This is a genomic window from Rugamonas sp. DEMB1, assembly GCF_029834475.1.
Lineage (GTDB): Bacteria > Pseudomonadota > Gammaproteobacteria > Burkholderiales > Burkholderiaceae_D > Rugamonas > Rugamonas rubra.
This window is the reverse complement of the sequence record NZ_CP122407.1, coordinates 4,328,256-4,353,027: the sequence shown is the minus strand read 5'-3', so window position 1 is coordinate 4,353,027 and position 24,772 is coordinate 4,328,256. Positions and strand designations below refer to the sequence as shown.

27 protein-coding genes and 1 pseudogene are annotated in these 24,772 nt (G+C 54.2%); 15 read left to right on the top strand and 13 right to left on the bottom strand.

Features of this window, described 5'->3' with window-relative positions:
- Positions 1 to 144 precede the first annotated feature (144 nt).
- Both istA and istB read left to right on the top strand, forming a co-directional pair.
- Positions 145 to 1,668: an IS21 family transposase gene (istA, locus tag QC826_RS19965; RefSeq protein ID WP_279762124.1), complete on the top strand. Its 1,524-nt coding sequence runs from the start codon at positions 145 to 147 to the stop codon at positions 1,666 to 1,668.
- A gap of 14 nt (positions 1,669 to 1,682) precedes the next feature.
- A complete protein-coding gene (istB, locus tag QC826_RS19960; protein WP_279762123.1) occupies positions 1,683 to 2,450 on the top strand; it encodes an IS21-like element helper ATPase IstB in 768 nt (255 codons plus the stop codon).
- Positions 2,451 to 3,996: 1,546 nt separating this feature from the next.
- Here istB and QC826_RS19955 read toward each other — a convergent pair.
- Positions 3,997 to 4,413, bottom strand: a complete 417-nt coding sequence (locus QC826_RS19955) for a hypothetical protein (protein ID WP_279762122.1) — start codon at positions 4,411 to 4,413, stop codon at positions 3,997 to 3,999.
- 320 nt (positions 4,414 to 4,733) lie between these two features.
- On the bottom strand, positions 4,734 to 5,012 hold the full coding sequence (locus QC826_RS19950; RefSeq protein WP_313872885.1) for a helix-turn-helix transcriptional regulator: 279 nt from the start codon (positions 5,010 to 5,012) through the stop codon (positions 4,734 to 4,736).
- Positions 5,013 to 5,176: 164 nt separating this feature from the next.
- On the opposite strand from QC826_RS19950, the gene QC826_RS19945 reads away from it, so the two are divergent.
- The 4 genes from QC826_RS19945 to QC826_RS31730 all read left to right on the top strand — a co-directional run bounded on the left by QC826_RS19945 (position 5,177) and on the right by QC826_RS31730 (position 7,359).
- Positions 5,177 to 5,992: a hypothetical protein gene (locus QC826_RS19945; RefSeq protein WP_279762121.1), complete on the top strand. Its 816-nt coding sequence runs from the start codon at positions 5,177 to 5,179 to the stop codon at positions 5,990 to 5,992.
- A gap of 76 nt (positions 5,993 to 6,068) precedes the next feature.
- The gene (locus QC826_RS19940) at positions 6,069 to 6,458 is read left to right on the top strand and encodes a hypothetical protein (RefSeq protein ID WP_279762120.1); all 390 of its coding nucleotides are present in this window, start codon (positions 6,069 to 6,071) and stop codon (positions 6,456 to 6,458) included.
- Between the two features lie 174 nt (positions 6,459 to 6,632).
- A complete protein-coding gene (locus QC826_RS19935) occupies positions 6,633 to 7,145 on the top strand; it encodes an HAD domain-containing protein (RefSeq protein WP_279762119.1) in 513 nt (170 codons plus the stop codon).
- A 37-nt stretch (positions 7,146 to 7,182) separates the two neighbouring features.
- The gene (locus QC826_RS31730; protein ID WP_409567674.1) at positions 7,183 to 7,359 is read left to right on the top strand and encodes a BPSL0761 family protein; all 177 of its coding nucleotides are present in this window, start codon (positions 7,183 to 7,185) and stop codon (positions 7,357 to 7,359) included.
- Here the strand turns inward: QC826_RS31730 and QC826_RS31725 are convergent.
- From QC826_RS31725 to QC826_RS19915, 4 genes are all read right to left on the bottom strand, one after another.
- Positions 7,337 to 7,669, bottom strand: coding sequence for a Mu transposase domain-containing protein (locus QC826_RS31725; RefSeq protein ID WP_409567673.1), 333 nt, complete (start codon positions 7,667 to 7,669; stop codon positions 7,337 to 7,339). The two genes, QC826_RS31730 and QC826_RS31725, sit on opposite strands and share 23 nt — an antisense overlap.
- A 19-nt stretch (positions 7,670 to 7,688) precedes the next feature.
- Complete coding sequence (locus QC826_RS19925; protein WP_279762118.1) at positions 7,689 to 8,207, bottom strand: hypothetical protein; 519 nt, start codon at positions 8,205 to 8,207, stop codon at positions 7,689 to 7,691.
- A 95-nt stretch (positions 8,208 to 8,302) separates the two neighbouring features.
- Positions 8,303 to 9,646 carry a hypothetical protein gene (locus QC826_RS19920; protein WP_279762117.1) on the bottom strand — a complete coding sequence of 448 codons (1,344 nt, stop codon included), beginning with the start codon at positions 9,644 to 9,646 and terminating at the stop codon, positions 8,303 to 8,305.
- Between the two features lie 601 nt (positions 9,647 to 10,247).
- Positions 10,248 to 10,541 carry an H-NS histone family protein gene (locus QC826_RS19915; RefSeq protein WP_279762116.1) on the bottom strand — a complete coding sequence of 98 codons (294 nt, stop codon included), beginning with the start codon at positions 10,539 to 10,541 and terminating at the stop codon, positions 10,248 to 10,250.
- A 334-nt stretch (positions 10,542 to 10,875) separates the two neighbouring features.
- Between QC826_RS19915 and QC826_RS19910 the strand changes: the two genes are divergently transcribed.
- From QC826_RS19910 to QC826_RS19880, 7 genes are all read left to right on the top strand, one after another.
- Positions 10,876 to 11,553, top strand: a complete 678-nt coding sequence (locus QC826_RS19910; RefSeq protein ID WP_279762115.1) for a hypothetical protein — start codon at positions 10,876 to 10,878, stop codon at positions 11,551 to 11,553.
- Positions 11,554 to 11,633: 80 nt separating this feature from the next.
- Complete coding sequence (locus tag QC826_RS19905) at positions 11,634 to 12,215, top strand: hypothetical protein (RefSeq protein ID WP_279762114.1); 582 nt, start codon at positions 11,634 to 11,636, stop codon at positions 12,213 to 12,215.
- A gap of 191 nt (positions 12,216 to 12,406) precedes the next feature.
- Positions 12,407 to 12,721 (top strand): hypothetical protein, encoded by a 315-nt coding sequence (locus tag QC826_RS19900; protein WP_279762113.1) that lies wholly within the window; start codon positions 12,407 to 12,409, stop codon positions 12,719 to 12,721.
- 60 nt (positions 12,722 to 12,781) lie between these two features.
- Positions 12,782 to 13,474: a hypothetical protein gene (locus tag QC826_RS19895; RefSeq protein WP_279762112.1), complete on the top strand. Its 693-nt coding sequence runs from the start codon at positions 12,782 to 12,784 to the stop codon at positions 13,472 to 13,474.
- A gap of 114 nt (positions 13,475 to 13,588) precedes the next feature.
- A complete protein-coding gene (locus QC826_RS19890) occupies positions 13,589 to 14,938 on the top strand; it encodes an FRG domain-containing protein (protein ID WP_279762111.1) in 1,350 nt (449 codons plus the stop codon).
- Positions 14,939 to 15,203: 265 nt separating this feature from the next.
- Positions 15,204 to 15,500 (top strand): gamma-mobile-trio protein GmtX, encoded by a 297-nt coding sequence (gene gmtX / locus QC826_RS19885; protein ID WP_313872726.1) that lies wholly within the window; start codon positions 15,204 to 15,206, stop codon positions 15,498 to 15,500.
- Positions 15,501 to 15,938: 438 nt separating this feature from the next.
- On the top strand, positions 15,939 to 16,541 hold the full coding sequence (locus QC826_RS19880) for an HAD domain-containing protein (RefSeq protein WP_279762110.1): 603 nt from the start codon (positions 15,939 to 15,941) through the stop codon (positions 16,539 to 16,541).
- Positions 16,542 to 16,816: 275 nt separating this feature from the next.
- Here the strand turns inward: QC826_RS19880 and QC826_RS19875 are convergent, their stop codons facing one another.
- From QC826_RS19875 to QC826_RS19865, 3 genes are all read right to left on the bottom strand, one after another.
- Positions 16,817 to 17,143, bottom strand: coding sequence for a hypothetical protein (locus QC826_RS19875; protein WP_279762109.1), 327 nt, complete (start codon positions 17,141 to 17,143; stop codon positions 16,817 to 16,819).
- Between the two features lie 137 nt (positions 17,144 to 17,280).
- Positions 17,281 to 17,649, bottom strand: a complete 369-nt coding sequence (locus QC826_RS19870; protein ID WP_279762108.1) for an ATP-binding protein — start codon at positions 17,647 to 17,649, stop codon at positions 17,281 to 17,283.
- 83 nt (positions 17,650 to 17,732) lie between these two features.
- The gene (locus QC826_RS19865) at positions 17,733 to 18,404 is read right to left on the bottom strand and encodes a Mu transposase domain-containing protein (protein WP_279762107.1); all 672 of its coding nucleotides are present in this window, start codon (positions 18,402 to 18,404) and stop codon (positions 17,733 to 17,735) included.
- A 191-nt stretch (positions 18,405 to 18,595) separates the two neighbouring features.
- Here QC826_RS19865 and QC826_RS19860 point away from each other — a divergent pair, with 191 nt between their 5' ends.
- A complete protein-coding gene (locus QC826_RS19860) occupies positions 18,596 to 18,748 on the top strand; it encodes a hypothetical protein (protein ID WP_279762106.1) in 153 nt (50 codons plus the stop codon).
- 412 nt (positions 18,749 to 19,160) lie between these two features.
- On the opposite strand, the gene QC826_RS19855 is transcribed toward QC826_RS19860, so the two are convergent.
- The 3 genes from QC826_RS19855 to QC826_RS19845 all read right to left on the bottom strand — a co-directional run bounded on the left by QC826_RS19855 (position 19,161) and on the right by QC826_RS19845 (position 23,133).
- Positions 19,161 to 19,325, bottom strand: a complete 165-nt coding sequence (locus QC826_RS19855; RefSeq protein ID WP_279762105.1) for a hypothetical protein — start codon at positions 19,323 to 19,325, stop codon at positions 19,161 to 19,163.
- A gap of 321 nt (positions 19,326 to 19,646) precedes the next feature.
- Complete coding sequence (locus QC826_RS19850; RefSeq protein ID WP_279762104.1) at positions 19,647 to 20,756, bottom strand: hypothetical protein; 1,110 nt, start codon at positions 20,754 to 20,756, stop codon at positions 19,647 to 19,649.
- A gap of 2,083 nt (positions 20,757 to 22,839) precedes the next feature.
- Complete coding sequence (locus QC826_RS19845; protein ID WP_279762103.1) at positions 22,840 to 23,133, bottom strand: H-NS histone family protein; 294 nt, start codon at positions 23,131 to 23,133, stop codon at positions 22,840 to 22,842.
- A 305-nt stretch (positions 23,134 to 23,438) separates the two neighbouring features.
- On the opposite strand from QC826_RS19845, the gene QC826_RS19840 reads away from it, so the two are divergent.
- Complete coding sequence (locus QC826_RS19840; RefSeq protein WP_279762102.1) at positions 23,439 to 24,293, top strand: DUF2971 domain-containing protein; 855 nt, start codon at positions 23,439 to 23,441, stop codon at positions 24,291 to 24,293.
- Positions 24,294 to 24,420: 127 nt separating this feature from the next.
- On the opposite strand, the pseudogene QC826_RS19835 reads toward QC826_RS19840, so the two are convergent.
- A pseudogene (locus QC826_RS19835) lies at positions 24,421 to 24,687 on the bottom strand (OB-fold nucleic acid binding domain-containing protein); the annotation flags it as partial.
- Between the last annotated feature and the right edge of the window lie 85 nt (positions 24,688 to 24,772).

Genomic DNA, 24,772 nt, shown 5'->3' with positions numbered 1-24,772 from the left:
GAATCGGCGGTCACGATACCGGAATCAGCGGTCACGATGCCGGAATGACCGGTCACGATACCGGACCGGCAACGTGTGCAGCAGTAGTGGTGTTACGCATTTGAAAACCGAACGGGTACGCTGCCAGATTTTTCTGGAGACCGTGTGCCCGCACCAAGGATCACTATGCGTAAGATCAAAGACGTATTACGTTTGAAGCTGGAAGCCCAGCTGTCACATCAACAGATTGCCGCCGCGTTGGGCATCTCGAAGGGCGTCGTCACCAAGTACGTCGGGCTGGCCGCCGCTGCAGGCCTGGACTGGCCGCAGGTACGGGACGTCGATGAAACGGCGCTGGAGCGGCGCCTGCTGGTGGCGCCGGAACGCCCGCGTGACCACGTGCAGCCGGACTACGGCCGCCTGCACCAGGAGCTGCGGCGCAAGGGCATGACGTTGATGCTGCTGTGGGAGGAACACCGCGCCGACCACGCCGGCGAGCAGACCTACGGCTACACGCAGTTCTGTGAGAACTACCGCCGCTTCGCCCAGCAGTTGAAGCGCTCGATGCGCCAGGTGCACCGGGCCGGCGAGAAGCTGTTCATCGATTACGCCGGCCCTACCATCGGTCTCACCGACGGCACCCGCGCCCACGTGTTCGTGGCGGCACTAGGCGCCTCCAGCTACACCTACGCCTGCGCCACGCCGCGCGAAACGATGACGGACTGGCTCGAGTCGACGGCCCGCGCCCTGGGCTTCTTCGGCGGCGTGCCGCAGCTGATCGTGCCCGACAATCCGCGCGCGCTGATCTCGGACGCGAACCGCTACGAGCCGCGCAGCAACGACACGGTGCTCGACTTCGCGCGCCACTACGGCACCTCGATCCTGCCGGCGCGGCCCTACCATCCGCAGGACAAGGCAAAGGCTGAATCGGCGGTGCAAATCGTCGAGCGCTGGATCATGGCGCGCCTGCGCCACCAGCAGTTCGCCAGCGTGCACGAGGTGAACCACGCCATCGCGCCGCTGCTGACGCGGCTCAACGACAAGCCGTTCCAGAAGCTGCCCGGCAGCCGGGCCAGCACCTTCGCCGCCATCGACGCGCCGGCCCTGCAGGCGCTACCGCTGCAGCGCTACGAGATGGCGCACTTCAAGACCGTCAAGGTCCACATCGACTACCACGTCGAGGTCGAACGGCACCGCTACAGCGTGCCGCACGCGCTGGTCGGCCAGGTGCTGGAGGCGCGCGTGACGGTGGCCATGGTCGAGCTGCTGCACCGGGGCCAGCGGGTAGCCAGCCACGCCCGCAACAGCCGCGTCGGTGGCTTCACGACGGTGGCCGCGCACATGCCGGCCGCGCACCGCGCGCACATGGAGTGGACGCCACAGCGGCTGATCCACTGGGGCGCCGGGATCGGCCCGGCGACGGCGGAGGCGGTGACGCGGCTGATGGCCGAAAACAAGCATCCCGAGCACGGCTACCGCTCCTGCCTGGGGCTGCTGTCGCTGGCCAAGCGCTACGGAAAAGTGCGGCTGGAGGCGGCCTGCATGCTGGCCCTGCAATTGGGCGCCTGCCAGTACCGGCACGTGAACGCCATCCTGAAAAACAACCGCGACCAGAGCACGCCGGCCCCGGCCGCCGACTGGGTCAGCCCGGCACACGCGCACCTGCGCGGCCCCGGCTACTACCAATAAATGAGGACACGACAATGATGATGCACACCACTCTGGCGCAGTTGCGCTCGCTGAAACTGGACGGCCTGGCGGCCGGGCTGGAAGAACAACTGGCCCAACCGGGCATGGGCGCGCTGAGCTTCGAGGAACGGGTCGCGCTGCTGGTCGAGCGCGAGCTGCATTGCCGCAACGACCGCAAGCTGCTGCGCCTGCTCAAGAACGCCCGCCTCAAGTACGGCCAGGCCGCCATCGAGGACATCGACAGCCGCGCCGGTCGCGGCATCGACCGCCGCGAGGTCATGAGCCTGGCGTTGGGCGACTGGGTCAGCGCCGGCCACAGCGTGCTGGTGACCGGCCCGACCGGCGCCGGCAAGTCGTGGCTGGCCTGCGCCCTGGCGCAGTACGCCTGCCGGCGTGGTTACTCCGCGATCTACCAGCGTGTACCCCGTCTGCAGGAAGAACTGCGCATCCGGCACGGTAGCGGGGCCTTCGGCAAATGGCTGCTGCAACTGGCTAAGACGGACGTGCTCGTGCTCGACGACTGGGGCATGGGCAGCATCGACGGCATGACGCGCTCCGACCTGTTGGAGATCATCGACGACCGCGCCGGCAACAAGGCCACCATCATCACCAGCCAATTGCCGGTGGAGCATTGGCACGCGTGGATCGGTGACGCGACCATCGCCGACGCCATCCTGGACCGCGTCATGCAGCGCAACCACCGCTTCACGCTGACCGGCGATTCGCTGCGGATGCAAAAACCTAAAACCGCTAAAAAGGAGAAAAATATCGACCTATCGTGACCGCAGGCATTAGAATTTAACCGCGTAACACCACCACATGCGCATCGGTCACGATGCGCCGGAATGCGCGGTCACGATGACCGAAATACGCAGTGAGCGAACCCGTTAGGTCCACGACTATAACTCCAAGAAGCTCGCTCTAGCGGACGCCGTCGCAACTCCTCAGTAGAGAAATGCACATGAACATGGTTCGGCTTTTGATGGGGCTTCTGGTCCTGATTTCGATGGGAGCATCTGCACAGGACATTCGGCTTCAGGAGAATTTCAGGAACTGCGACGGTGGCTACACGGGCTGCAACCAGTCGTTGTTGACCACAGCTCAACAGGAGCAGGTACAGAGGTCTGCCCTACGAAGAAATTTCGTCAATTGCGATGGTGGCTACTCTGGTTGCGCGGATTTGCTACTGACAGAAGCTCAGAAGGAGCAAGTTCGGAAGTCAGCGCTACGGAGAAACTTCGCTAGCTGTGATGGCGGGTACTCCGGCTGTGACCAAGCTCTGCTAGCGGACGTCCAAAAGGAGCAGGTTTTTAAATCAGCTTTGCGGAGAAACCTGGCCGCTTGTGATGGGGGCTACTCGGGCTGCAATCAATCTTTGCTAACAGAGGCACAGCAGGCTCAGGTTCAGAAATCGGCACTACGCAGAAACCTCACCAGCTGCGATGGCGGTTATACGGGCTGCAACCAGGCCCTGCTTACACAGCCGCAATTAACGCAAGTAGAGGCCTCTGCACGGGCGCGAAACTACAAGAACTGCGATGGTGGCTACTCAGGATGTAACGTTGGCCTTCTGACTTCCGAGCAGCACGCAACCGTCGAGCAATCCGCAGTCCGTCGCAATGCCTACAATTGCGCGCACGGCTTTAGCGGCTGCACGTCGAACGTGGTCTCCTCCAATACGCCACCGTCGAACCCAAGGCCTAAACTGGCAGTTGTACATCGCGCACCGACAGCGACGTCGTCGAGCAGCTCTTTTGGACAACCGTCAGCCGACAGCCATGCCGCTTACGACCGTGCGACGGAAACCGCTGCCGCGCCTGCTCCGCCGGTAGTCGCTCCAGCGCTCGCAGGCTGCGCCGAGAATGGTTCCTGCTACGGCGATATCAGCGCGGCAACTGGGCGGGCCAAGACCATTCACGTCAACGGCTATACACGGAGCGACGGGACCTACGTTCGAGGGCACTATCGGGGCAAGTAGGCGATATTCGATACTCAGCAAGGTAAGGATGCAAAGTGCCTCCACCACGCGGATGACCGTTACGCAGCCTCCAGGAGTAAATGCTGTCCGCGCGGTTGACCTTCTCATATTGGCAACGTCTACATTTGAGAGTACCCATCAACCCTCCGGATAAGAATTCGGCGGGTTGTCACAGTTACCCCCTTGCCGTTGGTCTTACTCAGGCCGCTTCAAACTGTCCAGTGTGGGGCGGAATCAGCGTCCAGTTTGCGCTGAAATGGGTGTTTAGTTTGTCGTGGAATGGGGGAAGTTTGACATGGAATGGAGGGCAGGCTGGCGCGGAAAACGCAGCCTAGGTGCGCTCTACCTTGTCAGTCGCTGTCGTTATGGTTAACAAACGCCGCGATGCCGAGTAAAACCGTCACCATCCCCGCTTGAGCCCATTTCGAGCCGTACCATGCGTGCTCCAATTCGCCTCGGTGCCAATCCGAATCAACCATCATCCTGCTCACGGTGTCCAGCGACCAGTAGTTCAGGGCAGGCGTGAAAAATAGGAATGCGCCTGTTGCCAGCCACCAGACCCATACGTGTACCCGGCGGCCACTTAGCCATGCATATAGCAGCCCACCGAAGAAGCTAGTTACCCCGACCAGAAGCCACGCGGTAGGGCCGGGCGGTAATCCGATACTCATGCCAACATTTTTCACAAACAAGTACAGACTGATAACCACTGCGACCAAAGCGATGACAGCGAACCAGAAAGCGCCGTCATTATTACGATTACCCATGAAATTACCTTTTCAACTATCGAACGGGAATTTTATATCAACTTCCTGCCCAATGGTTGCTATGTGGAAATTTTTCGGTGCAAGGCTCGCTGTGCCGAACACAGTTTGGCGCGACAACACAGTCGGGTAACGGTTCTAGGGATGTCTTTTATACGTTTGGTTGATTGGGTTGGGTGGGGCAGTTTGACATGAAGTGTCCTACTAGGACACTTATTGCTGCTGGGGAATAAAATTGTAGTGTGGCGATGACTGATAGCGCGAGGTGCACTCTTTGGGGGGGGCTGGGTTCCGCCGCGCTGGCGCCGTCCGAAATGCACGAATTAACGCGGGGCGTCCAACTGCTTGAGTTTCTGCTTTCGTGTCTCGTCATCCAGCTTGTGCCAAGCTAAGACCCAGCTGGCGAGCTCAGCGCTTTCGCAGTAAAAATATGCTGCGGGCACATCCAGTACCCGCGCAATCATCACCGCAGTATCAAACGGGGGCTCGTGTACCCCCGTCTCGTAGCGGCTTATCCTGGCGCTTGCCGTGCTTTCGTCCAAGCCTACTGCCACACCAAGCTTGTCTTGTGGGATTTGTGCGCGTAACCGTGCCTCCCTCATACGGATGCCGAAAACCGACTTGCTCAACTGACTCTTACTCATTCTACGATAGTCGTAGAATACGCTTGCGATTTCTCTACGAAATACGTAGAATTTTCCCGTGGGAAATTTTTTGCCGAATCGTAATGTGCATTCGGTCGGTCCATGAAAAGGCGGAGAGTTCGATGAAATTAATGAGTTTGTTGTGTTTAGTGGGTGCTGCTGCTGTTCTTCCTGGGTGTGCAATTGGTCCGAACCCACCGGATACATCTCAGCTTTCTGTTCATCCTGATAATCATGTCGCCTATACGATGTTGAGCAGGCAGGGCGGGGCGGAGCGCACCCGCGTCTGGTCGACAGGGGAAATTATTTTGGCGTTAAGATTCGGAAATCGGATACTGAATTCGAAAGACATCGAGTCAGTCGTCGTGAAATCCACTGGCAAGAAATACGTCCCGTTAAACATTTCTGTTCACCTGAAGTCCGGAGAGATGCTAGCGGCTGATGTCGCCGGTTGGGGAACGAGCGTTTACTCCGATATTTTCGTAGATTGGCTGGCATGTAGTAGGAGCCGACAGTGCGAATATCTGGACCGCACGAGTACTCCAAAGTTCAAAAAAGTGCCCAACTTCCTCACCTCTTTCAATGAATCATTCTTTGAAGACCTTGCGAGCCCTGGGAAGAACGTAGAGCAGTATCTCAGCTATATACCAAGTGCTGCGCTTCCAGACTCATCCGGAAGTTATCGGCTAATTTTTGGAGACGTTGCCAAAATATCGGACCTGTCCGGCGGTATCGAAGCGGCGCGTGTGGAACTGCAAAAAGTCAGAAAATGCGTTCAGGCCGCAGCCGCAGCGGAGAACCGTGACCGGAAAGCGACTGAAGAAAACATCATAAAGACAACTCCGCCAGCGGAGGTTGCGAAAAAACTCGCAATGTGGCGCGCTACGTTAAATGAAGGCTTCGCCCGAGGTGTTGTGCTTGATATGGGATGTCGGTGACGCGGCTTAGTGAACCGACGTTTGGCTTTTGGACTGAGATGTTGCTGTCGTATCCCGTTCTAATGGAGATTTAACCATGGCAGAAGTTGTAGTAACTGACATCGAAATAGGTAGATTGTCCGCAGCCGGGTTGAAGGTGATGAAAGCAGCGCTGACTTACGCGAGCGCGCACAAGGACGTTGGATGCCACGAACTGTCGCTGGACGATTTCTCCGCTTTAGCCGGCCTTGGAAATTTGTCTGGCGAAGCTATGAGGGCGTTTCTGTATGAGGGACAAAGAGCTTTGGCGCGTATTGAGGTTGTCGACACCGACTCGCGAACGCGCGATGGCTTGCCTTTCAAAAGTTCGCCACTGCTCGGGTATGTGGGGTCGGACGACTTCAGTGTCACCTTCGAGGTATTTGATTTCGTGCTCCAAGACGCGGTCTTGAATAAGATATTGGCTTTGAGAGCGCCTATGAGATAAGGACGAGCGGCTCCATTTAGTACGCCGTTGCAAACTAGACGGTTGATAACATAGGTGCCGGACAACGGTTCGTATAGCGTACAAGTACTAATTCGCCAACTCCAGTTCGATTGCCATTGACTTCGATTAAAAGCGTGTGTACGGTCAAATATCGAGCGTGTCACCGCAGTATTTGTGATTTTCAGAGGCACCAAGGCGGTTGAAATGACAATAGTTTGTTACCTCGATTTTGACGGCGTAGTCCATGACGACGCTGTGTACTGGAGCCCGAAACGTGGTATTTATATCAAAACTCCAGACCGCACACTTTTTCAGTGGATGCCCATACTCGACGAATTGCTCGCGCCATATCCAGCAGTAAAAATCGTATTGAGCACGTCGTGGGTGAGGGCAAAAAGTTTTGAATTCGCGAAAAACAAACTATCGCCGACGCTTCAGGCCAGGGTTATCGGCGCAACATTCCACAATCGGCTAATGCAAAAACTCGAATTTTCCCTTATGGCGAGGGGCCAGCAGATATGGGAAGACGTCGGGCGGCGGCAGCCCGCGGGGTGGTTCGCGATTGACAATGACGACGAGGGGTGGCCGCCGCAATGTCGTGACCGGCTCGTCAAAACAGAGGACCGGTTGGGGTTGAGTGACCCGGTCGTGCAAGTCGAGATTCAACGCATGCTGATGTCTCTGTAATGCGTAGCCCTTTTCGTTAGTGCTATTGGAGTCAACCATGACGATGCCGGATGAACGGACGCGTGCGCTAATAGCCGCCGGTGAATTCCTGAGCGAATTGCAGGATTCATTGAAAACACCTGGGGTGCCGGACGTCATTTGTGAATACGCTTTGCGCGTATTGACGCATGCCATAGCCGGCATATGCGTCGCTACCGTCGTGCGCGCGTCTTGAAGGTGCAGTGGGCATGGCCGGCGATGCGCTGGCCGCGTTGGAGCGGCTCGGCCGCCGTGCGCGTCGTGCGCGCATCGACCTGGGCTTGCGCATGCCGGTACTGCACCGAGTAGTAGTGGCCGTCGACGCGGTAGTCGACACTGACCCTCGCTACTTTTCGTTCGGCGTACTCGTAGCCGCGCTCGGGCAATAGCCGCAGGGTGGGCTGGTGCATCTCGGCGAAGGCGCTGGCGCGGCTGCCCTGCAGCTTCTTGAAGGGGCGCTGGTTGCCTGAGCTGCTTTGCTGGAAGTTACGCTGCAGGCAGGCCATAGACGACAGTGAGTATTTCTTATCCCGTCAACGCCTCTGCAATGTGGTATTCCGCGTATTTCTGAACAAGCGGCCAATCTTCTTTAAGATAGCGCCAGGCCTGCTTGACTTCATCGCAGCTCAGTTCAAAGTCATCGATATTTGTGATGCCCATCATCAACAGGTCCGTCGCCGATGCGAACCCGAGCAAAATCGTGGCCGATACGCTGTCGGCGATAAGCTCAACATCGTTGGCTCCGTCACGCAGCATTTCTTCTGCTACCAAACCGGCCATGCCGAACAATACCCGCCAGTTTTCGGGTAGGTCGGCCGCAGGAAATCCCGCCCTCTTACAGGCGTCGTGCATCTGCTGCGGACAGACGCGAATGCGAAACTGTCCGCGCCAAGCCGTCTCGTCCGGATTGCCACTTTGGTTTTTCCAAATGAGGATGTCGCCATCTCCGCCAAAGCGACTGCAGATAATTTTGTGCCCGGCTTCATGGTATGAAGCATTGCGCAGTTCGCGCATTGCGATTTGTTCTTCTGTCAGTTCAGACATGTGTTTGGTCTGTAGTCTAGGGACAAAAGTATAGTGCGGCGCGACCCTCATGATTTGTGCGCGCCGTGGCCAGGTGGGTATGCCGCCTGACACTGTCAAACACCTGTACATGTCTCAAATGCTGAATCCTGCGGCAGAACGGTTCTCGAGAAAAACAACTGCCGGGGGAAGTATCGGTAATAGTCGAAGCAACGCTTGGTATCAGTGGCATTGGCCGGCGTCTCATCGTCCTCGAGCGGCATCCTCCTGATTTGCACCGGGTGCAGTCCGAAAAGCCACTGGGTGTCCGTCGCATTCTTCAACGGTATTGCATATGACTCGTGGGCACATAAGGCTGCGAATTCACGCAATATCCGTTCTGCTGAAGTCGGCTCTGCATACCGCGACAGAGCGACAGCGCGCCGATAGCTCTCCCTTGCCATCTCCGGCTGGTCTGAAAATACTGCAATGCGTGCCTCCATGGCGTGAACCTGATATTCGCAAACGCCGTTGCTGTCAGCGACGAACTGGCGCAACTCTTCCAGCGTGGCTATTGCCTTGTCGCGGTCGCCAGGTGCCCGTGTTGTCGATTGGCGACACAGAAGTCTGTCTAGTACCAGAAACGCCTCTGGTGTACTAGTCTCCGTGATGCAGCTGTTGGAGAGCTGGATGAAGGGAGCGCGGGCCGAGTCCAGGTCAAACCCGCGACCTAGGCATGCCGCAATTTCCTGCCGAAAAGCGGGCCCTGCAGCATCGAGCACCAGCGCAATCCAGAACCAGAACCGATACCGCGGCGCCTCGTTCATGCCGTACAGTTCTTTTATTCGTGCAAACGAGTCCCTCCGTGTTTTCTGGCTACCCGATTCCCAGCGATGCATGTTGTCGATAACATCTTCAGGTGGCAGGCCGGCTTTACGGGCCGCCTCGGCAGCCGACGGACCCTCGACCTTGCGAATCCAGCGAAGGGCAACGGCAATTGGCTTTACGAGGGCTTGGTCAGCCTCTTTCGGAAGAAGTCGGGGAAGAAGCCCAATTCCCCATTTTTGTTCCAGCCAGCTAAGGTCGACCGCAATTTGTTGGGCAAAGAACGTCGGGCGCAGAACGTCTTGAACCCGGCTGGTGAGGATGTTGGCCGCAGAAATAGCGCGCACGAAATCCTGCAGATAGGAGGTGATGTACCTTGCTAATCTCCTAGCAACTTCCTCTGCCATCTCAGATGTGGCCCACTCTCGAGCAAGTTCCACCTTCATCAAGTTTGCTAGTGCCGGTAGGTCTTTTGCATTGGATTTCTTCCCGTCACGTTCCCGCTCGAGCGAGGCAAAAAAGCGCCGCTTGCCTTCCGCCAGCTGGCGAATGTCGGTATACGCGGGGTGGTCCTTTGGAATCAAATAGCTGGCCTGGACGAATGCTAGTACCAGCGATTCGACTGCAGCGTAGCCATAGCTGGGATATGTGGTCATTTCGCTGGATGTTTGAGCGGTGGGGCACCCTTGGTGGCCTTGGACATCGCTAGGGCCGCCAAGGGCCCTTTTTCGACCTTTCCTCCATTTTTCACAGCGATGGTGTGCTGGACGCGGCCTGCGGCCTCGACTGTCCAGGGCGTCGAACGTTTGGGAGCTCCAAGCGGTGGAGCTGCCCGTCGCGGTGCTGGTTCGACAGCCTTTGGGGTCGGTCGAGGTACGGGCTTAGCTGCTTGTCGGACCGCTATCGGGAGAGCAGCCGGGCTTTTTGCCGCCAGGCGTGGCGTTGCGGCGCTGCTTTTGCCCGCGAATAGTTTGGTGCCTTGTTTTCTCATGGGGATTCGTCCTGGAGTTGTCGTTGGGCCCCATCGTGTCGGTCGGGGTTCGCGAGAAACTATAGCGGGACTCAAGCTCACATTCTACCGACGAATACGTGAACAATTTTTTTGACGCGACGTGCGCAAGGCTGCTTTCAGGTTGTTCCAAAATCGAGGTTTATCCTGGTTGCCATACTGCAAGCGTCCGTCATACAAACGGTGGACGCTCGACAATTCCTTTGGATGCGATTGCGACCGCATCCACTTATGAGAAAATAGTTGAATTAGTTCGCAATGCGAAATTGTTCCTTGTCCTTGCCATCAAGCCAGCGTGGTGCACGGCCACGGCCAGTCCAGGTATCCCCCGTTTCAGGATTCTTGAATTGCGCTGCGACCGTGCCCTTGGCTTTTGCCTGCTTCGCACGACTTCCGGCGGCGAGGTCCTCTGCGGTCACTCCGTGCAGCTGCATCAACTCCCTAATTTTCTGAATCGCGCCATTGATTTCATCTTTGCGGGCTGCTTCTGCGAGTGCTTGCAATTTAGCAATTTGTTCAACATACTCTACGTACGACGTCATATTGTCTCCAGGGGGATGAGTGGTGAAAACGGTTGAATGCACGCGAAATATAACATATGCGTAGGGCAAAGATGAGGTCTGAACGGTTTTCATCCCGGAAGCTTGAGGGAGTGGCTATGTAATTCAATTGGTTCCACCTCGTATATGCAGGTGAGTGTGGCTCCTGTAGTTCCCATTTTCGACGGTCAGCAATCGGGCAACAGCGGACCTTCGGCTGCGTTCAAAAAACATTCGATTTCTCGTAGTGGAACACCGCACTCGGCTATTTTTTCGCTAGTGTCAATTACTTGCACTATTAATTGTATTAACTTCTGTTCACTCTAAAATAGTCATTATGACCAAACAACTGCATGTGGTCTCGTTATCGGAAACCGCGTTCCTTACTATCGTCTCTGCCGCTCTTGAGGCGTTCGAAATCTCACATACTAATACGCCAGCAGTCCCACATGTGCCGGTCGAAACCCATGGAAATCTATGGGGCTACGAAACATATTCAAAACGTGGTGAGCGCATTCTTCACATCTCCATTGCCGATGTCTCAACATCGGCCGACCGAGGTACAGGGTTTGTTCAGCCCAAAGACGGGGCCTTCGAACTAAAGCAGGCGTTAATTGTTCGTTTTAAACCTGAACTTGAATATCTTGGCGACTTTCATAGTCACCCCTACGATTTTACGAACGACAAAATAAAAACTGCTCTTGAAGTTGAGCGTGGCGAATACTTTCGGTTTTCTCCAGGGGACCTGCAAGATGCGAAAATGCTAAAAGCCACTAGAAATTATCGCGTTGGTATAGTAACCACGGTTTTCCATGCGGAAAAACAGGTACACCGGAATGACGAATATGTGCGCTTGGAGACGGAACACTATAGTTGCATTCGATTTTCATATGACAAGTTCACGATTTGGATTAAAGCACATGTGTTTGCCGAAAAAAATGCGATTGGGGACCAGAAAATCGTACTGCTGTGCCCGGCCGTCGGCTTCCATGCCGGCCTGCTAGATTCGCTTTGAATGACACGGTTGGATTTTGGGACGCTAAGAAGTCACGGCAGTATCCGGCCAAAAGCAGCCTGATAAGTGAGAATGAATAGATGACGCCCGAAGATGAACTAGAAATTGTTCAGCTTATGCGAAAAGCTCGGCTAGAAAGTCGTGGCTACGCTAGCTTCTTTGGCTGGTCCATCGACAGGGACCAAGAGGAACTGGGTGCAGCGAAGGCTTTAGCAGAGAGCCTTCAGCTTGATGGAAAGCTCTTTTTTCACGACCTCAAACTCAGAGGAAGAGGCAATGACCCTCCTGACCTTGAGGCTCTTTCGCTTTTAGGTGAACGTGTAGCGTTCGAGCTCACGGAGCTTGTCGATGGTGCTGCAATACAAGCATATAAAGCAGGAAGAGTACATGACTGGGCTACATGGGACCGGAAGAAATTCATCGACCTAGTAGGCTCTTTGCTCGAAAGAAAAGCAAAGCGATTTTCAAAATTGAAGGGCTCGCCGTATCCCGGCGGCTACGTGATTGTCATTTTTACCGATGAACCAGAGCTTACTAAGCAAACCGTTGAAAACTATTTGAAGGGTCATACTTTTAGCAAGTCCTCGGATGTATCAGGTAGCTATTTAGTCCTATCATACGACCCTGCGTTGGGGCACTGTCCTTATTTTGATTTGAGATAGTCTTTACAGGATGCTCCGAGATGAAGTAATTCCGGATTGCCGATTGTTGAGTGAGTTTCGAAGGTCCGCAACGGGGCGGTTTCATCTCGGCGTGAGAATTCGTGAATTTTTCAGATAAGCAAGCTGATATCCTGAACTCCGTCGGCCGGATTCGGCCAGAAGCAGCCTGTGGCGTTTGACAAAGGATTGATATGCGACCGGAAATTCGAAGTTTAGTCGATTTGGGTAAGCTGCCGAGTGAAGACAATGGCGACGTCGACAAACTTCGCAAATACGAGGTCGAGTATCGTGCAATCAAAAGGCCAATCACCGACGAAGAGGCGGTTGCACTACTGGGCCTTTTTGGCGATGATGGATGTTTTGGGCTCGCCTCGTCGCTCATGCACTTGATAGAAACTGCACCAGGCTGGCCAATAAAAGAATGTCTTATTGACTCTACGAATCCTTGGGTTATCGAAATGAAAAATCGAGCCATTCGCGGAGGCGTTTTACCAGAAGAAGAATAGGTCGCATTCGGCCAAATGCAGCCCGCCAGAACCTTTAACTATTTGTCAGAGAAATAAAATATGGAAAAGCCCCCTATAGCTAAAAGTAAAGGCGATGTAGCACGAGAGGTCGGAAGAGCCATTGTTTCTCTCGTGCCGGCTGCAGGCGGACCGCTTCAAGTCGCGTTTGAAAATTTGTTCACATCTCCTCTGGAGAAGCGCAAACAAGCCTGGCTAGAGCAGCTCGCTGAGGTCCTTACCGAGGTTGAACAGCGTGTAGAAAACCTGACCCCTGAAAAATTAGCATCGAATGAAGTTTTTGTGACCGTGGTCATGCAAGCGTCGCAGGTTGCCCTTCGTAATCACCAGAAGACCAAGCTAGATGCTCTTCGTAATGCAGTTTTGAATGCAGCTCTATCCAGTGCGCCGGAGGAGGATGAGCAGTTAACGTTCCTTCGGCTAATTGACCAGCTCGCGCCGTGGCACTTAAGAGTATTAGCTGTCCTAGATAATCCGGAACTGTGGATGCGTCAACATGAAATTCAAAACCCAGGTTGGAGCATGGGAGGGGTTTCCACGGTCCTTGAGCACTGCATTCCGGAATTACATGGTCAGCGTGAAGTCTACGACCAAATTGTGCGTGATTTACAAGCTGATGGTTTGATGGGTCAAGGACAGTTCTTGCACATGACGATGACGGGAGGTGGGATGATGGAATCTCGTACAGCCGGGCGCGGGAAGCGATTCATACAGTTTATTTCGAGTCCGCAGTGACTCTGCTTGCCGCTGACGGCCAGGAGCGGCCCTTCATGAAACACTAAGGACTCATCTGGGAAGCATTCATTTGCGTCAGCATTTTTTGAGATTTCTAACAGAGAAAAGCCAGCTATGTTTAACTTTCTTGTGACGTCCCAACCTGGTGGCTGGGACAAGAGTTTTTACGAATGGGAAAAGGGGCGAATCCTCGAGTACACGGAAAAGACTATCTCAGATAAGCTGGAAAAGCTTTCTGACATAGAGTTGAATTCTATGGTTGCTTTACCGTGCATTTTTGCATATGAAGCTTGGAACCGACTTGGTATGAGGGTTGGCCGCATCACAAGATTCGTGCGCAGACAGAGCACGGTGTTGATTGAATTCGAATTTGAATCAAGCATTCCCGAAATTTCTTACGATTCCATTGAGCCGTACTTTCAATACTTTGACATTCGAAAATGGGAAATGAATCGGACGCATTGGGCTGTAAAGGAAGGGGACCTTCTGGACATGCTCCGAACGAGAAACCTCTTGCCTCAAAACGTCAATTCTCCATCGCTACCTTCCGGGGACGGGAGCCTGCCGCCTGAAGAAAACGAAATTGTCCCTATTCACTCGTTGCAGGATTACATTGACAAGGTTCTGTTTGGCTCAGTTTCGATGGATGAGGACGTTTTTTACCGAGGACATTCTAGTAGAACGGGATACAAGCTGGAACCGTCACTATTCAGGAAAGATAAAGATGGGAATCTTCTTTATTTGACAAAAGAGCATTTGATTTACCGCGAGCTTTTGGTTTCGAATGCTAGCGATTTTGCGAGCGATTCTTCAACGCTGGACCGGCTTGTTCGAATGCAACATTACTCACTTCCTACTCGGCTTCTAGATATTACTTCGAATCCTCTCATTGCTCTATACTTCGCCTGCAATGCCAAGGATAAACATAACATTGTTGGAGAAGTAATCAGGTTTGTGGTGCGGCGTGACGCAGTGAAATATTTTGATTCGGACACCGCTAGCTGCTTGGCTAACCTTGCTCGATTGGCTGATACAGAAGAGATTAGCTATCCGGATACTCCAAATGACATAGTTGATGTTGAATTTGGACTCGATTTCTTCAACAGCCAGGCAAGCATAAAGCGTCTCCATCACTTTATCTGTGAGGAAAAACCTTATTTTGAAAAGCGAATTAAGCCCGAAGACTTACGTAGCGTACTCTGCGTTAAAGGGAAGAGAACTAACGACCGGATTTCCTCTCAATCAGGAGCTTTCTTACTATTCGGCGATAATGCGAAGCTGAATGAAGAGGGTGATGATACATTTAAGATTTTTCGTTATGCAGTGACTGACAAAAAGCGACTGGTTAGAGAGCTGGATGCGATGAATATTAACGATAGCACGGTGTTCCCTTACATCGAAAATTCTGCCAAGTACGTGGCAGAAAAATTCAAATTCATTGCACCGGAGAATGAATCGAATTAGCAGGTCGGTAGTGCGGCCGGCGGCTTTGGGGCGGCAGCAGCCCGTCGCCCATTGCCGTCTGAATGTGGTGGGTTCTTCCGGCCCTCCTCGACTCCAATGAAAATTCCTGGACCTGGTATCCAGCTCCCCAAGCATATGGCTCAGGTCCACGAGGCGTTTTTTAACCAGATGCCATACGTTTCGCTCGCACTGCCACGCGCCGCAGACCCCAAGTAGCTTGTCGGGCTCAACCTGCGGGCGTGCGGAGGCGCTCTTCGAAGTCGATGTGTTCCAGGCCAGCATAGACTGCTCGGCAAAGGTGCGCAGGTCGCCTCGACGTGCGCTCTCGGATGACGACCCAGCCATCCGCTCCATCATGCAGGCAATCATCGCCGAGCCCGACAAGCTGAAAGCGCAGCTCAACGTGCTGAAAGCCAACACGCAGGTGACCGTGGACAGACGTCCGCTGGGCGCATCCGTCTCCGCTGCCCCCGGAGCACCGCCGGTAGCTATCCTGACCGTGTCCGCGCAGCTGACGCCGTCCGAGCGCGAAGCCTTGCAGAAGGCGGTTTCGGCCAGTTGAGGGAGCGTCAAGCGCGAACGACGGCCTGGTTGCGGTCGTTCGGTAGGTTGTAGAGCGTTGAGCGGGATATACATCGTGTTGTTTTTTTTGGGGTGTTGCTACGATACGCTACGTTACGCATCGCTGCGGACGGGATGCGGATGCTCCCAGAAGCTAATGCTTTGGCAACCCTAGCGCGGCGTACGTCCAGCCGGTCGTCGTTTCTCGGCTCGACATGGTACGTTTTCGCGCCCTTGCAACACGTTGTATACCGCGGAAAAACGATTTTGCCAACTGCCATGGAGTTGGCTTTGCCTCCCTTAGTTGAGCGTGCTAGCGTCCCCTCAGGTTAATCAAATCGAGAGAATGCAATGCATGAAAATCGTCCTAACAGTACAAGCAGACTTCAAATGCCTTGGTCGGGTGCCCTACCGCGGTGTCAGGGAGTAAAAGCATGCCTTGGCGCACGACGACGAGGTAGCGAGGCTGGAACGCTCGAGAGCGGGGCATAACGTGCGTCCAATTGTGTTTCTCGACATGGACGACGTGCTGTGCTTGGATAAGGTGCATCACAGCGGGCAGATGCTGAAAATATTCGAACAGACTGTTCCCGATTTTCCTGAATTGTGGGAGCGCATTGTTGACCGAGGGGCAGCTGAGAATTTGCGCGAACTGCATGCTGAGTTCGAACCATCCTATGTCATCAGCTCTTCCTGGGCGACATATCTCGACCGAGCGCGGATGTGCGAAGCGTTGACTCGTACACGGCTGCAGTTTGTAGTTGAGAATCTGCATGACGAATGGCGAACGCCCAGGGCGCGCTCGTCCAGCAGGCGGGACGAAATTGAGTGGTGGCTTGATGCAAATCGTGAACCATCACAACCATTCATTATCCTGGACGATACTTGGAGTGGAACCGGACTGCCGCACTCTCCACTAGCGTTGGATGGCCACCTAATCCTATGCCGGAGCGGTTACGGATTTACCAAGAAAAGGTTGAAGGAGGCACGCAGGCAGTTGCAGCGCCAAGTGGGCACTTCGGCTACGTCGGACGTGACCTGAGCAAGGTAGCTCGCGCTTGTTTGAAGCGGCTTGGCGATAACCGAGGTGTGGGGGGCGCCCGAAGCTCACCCATGCACCATCTGGACGTTGTAAAAATGACAAAAACTGTCCTAGTAGGACAGTTTGGCCCGGCGAGGAGGCCCACAGGACTACCAAAAAAAGCGTCGCATGTTGTTAATATGGCAAAATTTCCTTAATAGGACACTTTTGCGCGTTGCAGGAGTTCAGAATACGACCTCTAGTAGCTCAAGCGTGTCGCCCTTGAGCGTGAAAACCTAAATGAACCCCTGAAGAATTTTTGAGTCTAGTTCCTTTATCTGTCGAGGCCACCCTGACTTTGCATCATGTGTCAAAGCCTTACGAAGCCGGGCACCGAGGGTTTTTGCACCCGGTGCGGTAATCACAAAATGGACTTCGGAAATGCGCTTGTCGACGAACATGGTCCGCATGCTGGCAACCACTTTTGCCAGGTCCTTGTCGCTGCTCCAACTGTTTTCCACTTCGACCCAGGCTAGGCCGGTCGTCAGTTGCAGGAGTACTTCAGGTATTTTTCCCTGTACGACTCCTTCGTGGCTATAAGCCAACTGCCCCAGCGGTGCCAATCCGGCTCGAATTTCGAGTTCTGACCACGTGCACCTGTCAGACTCTACATGTAGCGTCCGTCGGCGCGCCCGATGCTGAGCTCGTCGAGCAGGCGCGGCAGACGCACGTAATTGGCGCTGCGGCCCATGCGGCAAGCCTAGTGCGCCAGCGCGCAGGCCAGCCAGGTCTTGCCGACGCCGGTGGGGCCGGTCAGCAGCACGTTCTGTTTTTCCGACAGCCACAGACCGGCCAGCAACCGTTGGTACAGCGCCTTGTCGAGCCCGCGCGCGTGGCGGTAGTCGGTGTCCTCGGCGGCGATGTTGGGCTTGAGCTTGGCCCGCTGCAGGCGCAACGCCTGCGCCTTGCCATCGCGTTCGCTTACTTCATGTTCGACCAGCAGGCCAAGTCGTTCTTCGAATCCAAGGTGGTGCAGGTCCAGTGCGCTCTGTTCGGTGAAGGCGCGTGCCATGCCGAACAGCTTCAGGCGGGTCAGTTTGTCGTAGGTCTGTGGTTCAACATCGGTCATCCTTTCGTGGGCGGGGCGGGGCGCGGCAGGCCGGTGGGCGCTCCACTGTTCTTGCATAAACGGTATGTACCGTTTATGTCGTTTTAGTAAATCTGACTCGACTGGTAGTAGGCCGCGCCGCGCAGGTTCTCGTGCTCGGGCAGTTCAAGCGTGCGCTGGACGTCCTGCTGCTGCAGGTGGAGGCCGTTCTTGAGGATGGCCTGCACGCTCTTCCAGCTGACGGCGCTGTGCTTGAGCGCGCGGGCGCCGGCCGCCTCCAGCTGGCCGATGCCGTACTTCTGCCCCAGCGACAGCACGCCCAGGCAACTGCGGAACGCCTGCTGCGGATGCTGCCGCTGGCGCAGCAGCCGTTCCATCAGCACCGCGCAGTGCGGCCCCACGGCTTCGGCCCGCGCCGTAAGCGTCTGCGCGTTCCAGCCGGCCACCTCGCGGTGCGCCGGCGGCATGTGCGCGGCCACCGTCGTGTGGCATCCCTTGAAGGCGCACTGGGCGTGCCTGGCGATGCGCTGGCCGCGCAGGAACACCTCGCCCGCGCTGCGCGTCATGCGCACGTCCACCTGGGCCCGGGCGTGCTGGCACGGCACCGAGTAGTAGTGGCCGTCGACCTCGACGTGGTAGTCGACGCCGACCCGCGCCACCTTCCATTCGGCGTATTCGCAGTACAGCTCCGGCAGCGCACGCAAGGCAGGTTGGTCCATCTCGGCGAAGGTGCTGGCGCGGCTGCCGGGCAGTTTTTTGAAGGGGCGCTGATTCAAATCGGTCAGCAGCGTGCGCAGCGACCGGTTCAGTTCGTTCAGGCTGGAAGCGCTGATGGCGCAGGCGTGCCAGCAGCCAGTGCGTGACCACCAGCACGCCGTTTTCGACCTTGGCCTTGTCCTTGGGCCGGCGGGCGCGGACCGGCAGCACCGCCACGCCGTAATGCTCGGTCAGGTTGTGGTAGGTGGGGTTGACGTCAGGTTTGCAGCGCGAGGCCTTCGAGACGCCGCTGCGCAGGTTGTCGGGCACCCACAGCTCGGTGCAGCCGCCGAAGGACGCGAGCGCGAGCACCTGGCTGCCTATCCAGTCCTGCTATTGCTCGCTCCTTGTCGCCTCGATGTAGGTGTGTTCGACGCGCCCAGCACGGCGACGAACACCTTGGCGCAGCGGATTTCGCCGGTGCTGCCGTCGGTCACGCCGACAGTCTGGCCGGCGTCGTCGATGAACAGTTGCTCGCTCGGTGTGTGGGTTTCCTATTGCAGGAAGATTGCGGCTCGCGGGAGATGTTCGATTACAGGCTTAGGAGGTGACGGTGATATATGGCGCGAGGACGGGCCATGTAGAGCCCATGTAGAGCCCATGTAGACAACCACGTTTGCTGCACGTTGACCAAGTCTGCGACCCAGTTGCTTGCAGGCTCGCGGCAGAACTCTCATCATATAGACGATTTTTGGCGGAGTCGCCAGTAAGTTTTTGCGTTCGTAAAAAGCAAAACGGCCGCTCTGCGACCGTTTATTGCCTAGTCACCAACTGTTCTAGGAGGTCACTCGCTGAGGACGAACGATAGCAGTGGCACCCGTCAGTGTGCGAAACTCACCAAGTGCAAGAGTACGTGAGAATTTATTCGCAACTTCCTGCAAGCTTTTGCTCTTCAGCTCAGCAACTTGTTGATTGAATTCACGTTTTTTTTCGGTAGCCATAAAAATCTCCTAACGGTTCAAGTATAGGCTCAAAGACTAACATTGGTCCAGACGTACTTGACTTCATTAGGGTTCTCGGAGGTTGACGCGTTGAGGCGACAATGGAGCGATGCAAGTGGCATCTTTCAGTGGCAGCGCCGCTCGGTGTGGAAAGGGGAGTTAGGAGAGTTTTCTAGACGCAATCTAGCATTTTTTGATGAGAAGAATTTGAGTGTCATCTCATGCGCATGAAAATTTTTAATTATACCGAGCAAGGATAATGCGGTATATCGGTCCGTTTTATCAGCACAGTCGAACTATCTTCATTGGGAACGCACCACGCTATTTGGTCAGCTTGGATTCGCCCCAGGTCGCGCGCACAACCTTTAATTTGCTCCCATCATCGGTGAAGTGGTATGTAGCGACTCGGCTACAGGAAGGCGTGCTTTCATCCTTGAGTTTTTCTAAAGCGCGAACGAGACTCACCTTGAAGTTACGCATGTGCGATTCGTAACCTGAGAGTAGATACAAACGCTTGATATCAAGCCACTGGGAGGCTGAGTGTCCCGCATAAAAACTTGCTAACCAGCCAATCAAACCATCGTATCCGATGGCCTCTTTATCGACGGCAGTCCAAGCGCCAGGCCCGAAGAGTTCGGCGACGGATTCCGTTACCCGAAGCAGCATCAGGTCACTGCCTTTGAATACACCACTGCTCAAAGCGTCCTCGAAGCTTGCCGTAAGCAATTTTGGGACCTCTAAATTCCAGCCGTCATATCGCATTCGCATCTGGGCAAAGCTTAACCGTAATAGGCTGGCGCGAATGGCTTTGTGGGTATTTAATCCGTAGGTAAGCCCCATTCGGTTTGAAAATTCGTAGAACGATGTAGTTACGTATTGATGAGAATCTTCAGGAGAAAGAGGCTTCTCTCGATAGTAGTCAAGGCAAGTTGCATACACACGTCGGTCGAACTGACATAATTCATAACCACTGAACGTCAGCGTCAGTTTTTTGAAAGACGCGATTTCCTTCCCTGCGACCAGGGTGCTTAGGTCTCCCTCTAACACCTTTGCGCAATTCGCCTGAACACTTCTGCCCGTCGAGAATAGCGCAGTCCTTAAAAAAGTATTCGGTAGTGCCAAAGCCATAGCGGACCAGCTTGGGAGATAGATGTCCCCACCGCGTCGAGTTGCCTGGCGCCGGCGCGACTTTTGAACCTCTTCAACGGTAGCGTCGGAGTGCAGCACGGCGACTGGCGGCTCAGAAATCGCCAGCTTTGCTTTACGCTCAAGGCCGTCTGCAATTTTGCTCAGTTCTTCCGCCGCACTCAGCACCGTAGTCTGGTTGTCCAATGCAGGGGCCATCGCAGCTCGAGCTGTGCGGTTCGCAAGCTCACGCAGTTTCTTGGCCTTATTAAGTTGCACATTTAACACTGGTTGTTTCTGTTTCATAATTCATGGGCGTTGATTGGGGCCTATGAGTATACGTAAAGGCGCCACGCATGATTTTTCCAATGAAGCCGGTTTCGTATAATTTAAGAAAAATTCCTTTAAACACTGATTGATATTTTTTGTGGGAGATTTATTTACTTGACCTCCACATCGCTTCCGCTTGACATCCGCATCGTTTTTACTTGACGTCCGCATCGTGCTTACTTGACCTGCACATCGCCACGACCATCCGTCAGCGCAATAACAGCCATTAATCACAGAGCTTTTTCAGCGGTGAGAGGCAACCATAGTACTTATAGACCTTGTAGTATGGGAATCCTTGTTGGTGGACTTGGACTCGGGCATAGTGCCATCCAATCCTTGAGCTCTTCCGCTCTATGGAAGATTTATTTTCTTAACCTCCACATCGCTTCCGCTTGACGTCCGCATCGTTTTTACTTGACGTCCGCATCGTGCTTACTTGGCCTGCACATCACCACGACCATCCGTCAGCGCAATAACAGCCATTAATTACAGAGTGTTTTCAGCGGTGAGAGGCAACCATAGTACTTATAGACTTTGTAGTATGGGTATCCTTGTTGGTGGACTAGGATGCTGGCGTAGTGCCATCCAATCCTTAAGCTATTCCGCTCTATGGAAGATACTTGACCTCCACATCGCTTCCGCTTGACGTCCGCATCGCTTTTACTTGACGTCCACATCGTGCTTACTTGACCTGCACATCGCTACGACCATCCGTCAGCGCAATAACAGCCATTAATCACAGAGTGTTTTCAGCGGTGAGAGGCAACCATAGTACTTATAGACTTTGTAGTATGGGTATCCTTGTTGGTGGACTAGGATGCTGGCGTAGTTCCATCAAATCCTTGAGCTCTTCCGCTCTATGGAAGATACTTGACCTCCACATCGTTTCCGCTTGACGTCCGCATCGTTTTTACTTGACGTCCGCATCGTGCCTACTTGACCTGCACATCGCCACGACCATCCGTCAGCGCAATAACAGCCATTAATCACAGAGTGTTTTCAGCGGTGAGAGGCAACCATAGTACTTATAGACTTTGTAGTATGGATATCCTTGTTGGTGGACTAGGATGCTGGCGTAGTGCCATCCAATCCTTGAGCTCTTTCGCTCTTCCGCTCTACGTGGCGCGGGCCTAAACAGTAGTTAAATGTTGGAAGACATGAGTTGATACGCGAGAAAATGCTGTCTTGCGATTCAGACCAACTGGCTGGCGGGGAGGGCGACAGTTGGCCTGTTTGCCGGAATGGAAATCACAACTTTATATTCAAATGAGCCTCGACGTAAAAAGGCCCCGGTTTTGAATGCTATCAGAGCAACATCTCTTAGGGTTTGAATTTTGGGCAGCCAGGGATGAGTGTGCTAGGTTCGCCTGTTTTAAAATCAAAGGTCGAGAGGTAGCCGTTCACCATGACCGGCTTTTTGAAGAAAAGGAGTCTGGGGAGTGGACCACTGTCGCCGCGTCACAGGGCTTCTTCACACAGCGCATAGGAGCGCGTTCGCACACCGCTCAACCCTGGCTGCCCGGCGACTCGCTCAAACGTTCCTCCAGGGCCTTCTGGCGCTTACGGTTGGCCTGATGGGTCAGCAGTGCAGCTCCGCAGTCTCATCCTGCGGACGCCGGTACCTTCATGCAGTTCGTCCGTGTGTGCTCTGCCGGACTAGTTCATCCCCTAGGCAGCTCAATCGTCGCTTTTCACCAACCAGCTGAAGCCCTCTCAAACTGTCGCTATATCTTTGCAAAGTCAAAAATCCGCAACGATATGGTGTGATTGCATCCGGCCACGAAAGTCACTGCCTGAAGGAAAAAAAGCCCTACTAGGACACTTTTCCCCGAAACAAGCTCTAATACCTTGGCGGAGGCTATGCGTACCTTACGACTCGGCGCGATGTGGCGCACTAGGCGAACCTCCCGGAGAGGTGCAGGAAAACTCGTACTCGATTGGCTCGCGCCGCGATGACGCATCGGGAGTGACGACCTGCTTATCAAGGGGGGCAGAAATGGACCTAAGTGGGCGAATAGCAGGCGACGCGAATGGGAGATATTCGCGTCGCCTGCATGCTTTAGTTCGTAATACGGAACTGTTCCTTTTCTTTGCCATCAAGCCAGCGCGGCGCACGGCCACGGCCAGTCCAGGTCTCCCCGGTCTCTGGGTTCTTGAATTGCGCGGCAACGGCGCCCTTGGCTTTTGCTGGCTTTGCACGACTTCCGGAGGAGATGTCCTCCACTGTCACTCCGTGCAGCTGCATCAACTCCTTAATTTTCTGAATCGCCTCATTGATTTCATCTTTGCGGGCTGCTTCTGCGAGGGCTTGCAATTTAGCAATTTGTTCAACATACTCTACATACGACGTCATATTTCCTCCAGGGGGATGAGTGATGAAAATGGTTGAATATACGCGAAATATAACATATGCATAGGGCGAAGATGAGCTCCGAACGATTTTCATCCCGGAAGCTTGGGGGCGCGGCTATGTAATTCAATTGGCGCCACCTCGTATATGCTTGTGAATGTGGCCCCTGTAGTTCCCGTTTTCGACGGTCAGCAATCGGTCAGAAGCAGACGTTCCCGCGCAATCCAATTAACACGATGCATGAATGCCTGACACGATAACGGTAATGCGGCTTGATACAACTATGTACGCAACTAGGATATAAACCTGTGAGTGCTATCGACAAATACTTTTACGACCCAACATTTCCGTTGTACCACTACACTAGCATAAGTGCATTGGAAGGAATCGCTTCGAATCGCACAGTCTGGGCAAGTCATATTTATTACCTTAACGACTCTGCGGAATTGATACATGCCCGCGAAGTCTTGCGGGAGATGCTAGAGACAAAAATTCTAATTGATGGTGCGGAAAATTCCCAAAACGATTTCGCTATTTGCTTTGAAGATTGGCTGAGAAACCTGTTTTCATCAAAGCCGCACAACATATTTGTGTTTTCGATGTCACAGGAACAGAGTTTATTGAGTCAGTGGCGAAGTTATACCCCGCACGGAAAGGGGGTGAGCGTAGCTTTTACGCCATCAAGAGTGGCGACTATTGCAACAACTAATGAATTTCGGCTGGGTCAGTGCATATATGACACAGCATCACATCACGCACTTTTAGGTGCGTTAATTGTTGAGCTTCGAAGTAGATTTGAATGTGCTGAGCCTGCGACGTCAGAGAACTATAATATTCATTTCGAGAAATACGTCAGTGATATATTGCAGGTACTTTCACTTATCAAGCACAAAGCGTTTGAGGAGGAAAAGGAATGGAGACTTATTTCAAGCCTTTTGCCAGATGCAAGCCAAAAAATAGATTTTCGACAAGGTGAGGGGGCCGCAATGCTCGTTCCTTATACTAAGCTAGAACTCGGAAATGACGATTGGATATTCGATAATGTAACTGTCGGTCCGACGCCTCACGAGGCATTGGCCTCATCTGCCCTTCTCGGTTTTCTGCATAAACATAAGGTATGCCGAGCGGTAGGGTCTGGAAATCTTCCATTTCGAAAATGGTAATTTCCTTGGAGAGTAGCGGCGTAATGGCGGGCAGTAAATGTAATTCGCGCATGGCCGCTTTGGGGCGGCTGCAGCCCGTCGCCCATAGCCGTCTCAAGGTGATGGGTTCTTCCGCGCCTCCTCGCTTTCAATGACAATTCCTGTACATGATATCCAGCCCCCAGAGCATGTGAGTCAGGTACACAAGCCGCTTTGCAACCAGATGCCGCGCGTCGCGTTCGCACTGCCGCACGCCGTAGCCCCCCAGCAGCCTGGCTCCCATCAGCTCCTTGCGCTGCTGCGCCAACAGGTTGGGCCAGCAAATGACGTTCACGGTGCCGGACTCATCTTCAATGGTCAAAAATATCACTCCCTTGGCGGTCTTCGGACGCTGGCGAACCGTGACGATGCCGCAGGACTACCCAAAAATCGGAATAAAGCGATAGTTATTGGGGACGTGGCTATACTGCCTGTGTTGCCGGACTAATGGCGGGAATGGT

Excerpts from the sequence above, each read along its gene's own strand:
- QC826_RS19920 (WP_279762117.1), bottom strand. The coding sequence starts at position 9,646 with ATGACCACATATCCCAGCTATGGCTACGCTGCAGTCGAATCGCTGGTA.
- QC826_RS19950 (WP_313872885.1), bottom strand. The coding sequence starts at position 5,012 with ATGAGGGAGGCACGGTTACGCGCACAAATCCCACAAGACAAGCTTGGT.
- QC826_RS19895 (WP_279762112.1), top strand. The coding sequence starts at position 12,782 with ATGGAAAAGCCCCCTATAGCTAAAAGTAAAGGCGATGTAGCACGAGAG.
- QC826_RS19925 (WP_279762118.1), bottom strand. The coding sequence starts at position 8,207 with ATGTCTGAACTGACAGAAGAACAAATCGCAATGCGCGAACTGCGCAAT.
- QC826_RS19955 (WP_279762122.1), bottom strand. The coding sequence starts at position 4,413 with ATGGGTAATCGTAATAATGACGGCGCTTTCTGGTTCGCTGTCATCGCT.
- QC826_RS31730 (WP_409567674.1), top strand. The coding sequence starts at position 7,183 with ATGACGATGCCGGATGAACGGACGCGTGCGCTAATAGCCGCCGGTGAA.
- QC826_RS19945 (WP_279762121.1), top strand. The coding sequence starts at position 5,177 with ATGAAATTAATGAGTTTGTTGTGTTTAGTGGGTGCTGCTGCTGTTCTT.
- QC826_RS19915 (WP_279762116.1), bottom strand. The coding sequence starts at position 10,541 with ATGACGTCGTACGTAGAGTATGTTGAACAAATTGCTAAATTGCAAGCA.
- QC826_RS19855 (WP_279762105.1), bottom strand. The coding sequence starts at position 19,325 with ATGGCTACCGAAAAAAAACGTGAATTCAATCAACAAGTTGCTGAGCTG.
- QC826_RS19845 (WP_279762103.1), bottom strand. The coding sequence starts at position 23,133 with ATGACGTCGTATGTAGAGTATGTTGAACAAATTGCTAAATTGCAAGCC.
- QC826_RS19850 (WP_279762104.1), bottom strand. The coding sequence starts at position 20,756 with ATGAAACAGAAACAACCAGTGTTAAATGTGCAACTTAATAAGGCCAAG.
- QC826_RS19870 (WP_279762108.1), bottom strand. The coding sequence starts at position 17,649 with ATGACCGATGTTGAACCACAGACCTACGACAAACTGACCCGCCTGAAG.
- QC826_RS19905 (WP_279762114.1), top strand. The coding sequence starts at position 11,634 with ATGACGCCCGAAGATGAACTAGAAATTGTTCAGCTTATGCGAAAAGCT.
- istB (WP_279762123.1), top strand. The coding sequence starts at position 1,683 with ATGATGATGCACACCACTCTGGCGCAGTTGCGCTCGCTGAAACTGGAC.
- QC826_RS19890 (WP_279762111.1), top strand. The coding sequence starts at position 13,589 with ATGTTTAACTTTCTTGTGACGTCCCAACCTGGTGGCTGGGACAAGAGT.
- QC826_RS19910 (WP_279762115.1), top strand. The coding sequence starts at position 10,876 with ATGACCAAACAACTGCATGTGGTCTCGTTATCGGAAACCGCGTTCCTT.
- QC826_RS19900 (WP_279762113.1), top strand. The coding sequence starts at position 12,407 with ATGCGACCGGAAATTCGAAGTTTAGTCGATTTGGGTAAGCTGCCGAGT.
- QC826_RS19940 (WP_279762120.1), top strand. The coding sequence starts at position 6,069 with ATGGCAGAAGTTGTAGTAACTGACATCGAAATAGGTAGATTGTCCGCA.
- QC826_RS31725 (WP_409567673.1), bottom strand. The coding sequence starts at position 7,669 with ATGGCCTGCCTGCAGCGTAACTTCCAGCAAAGCAGCTCAGGCAACCAG.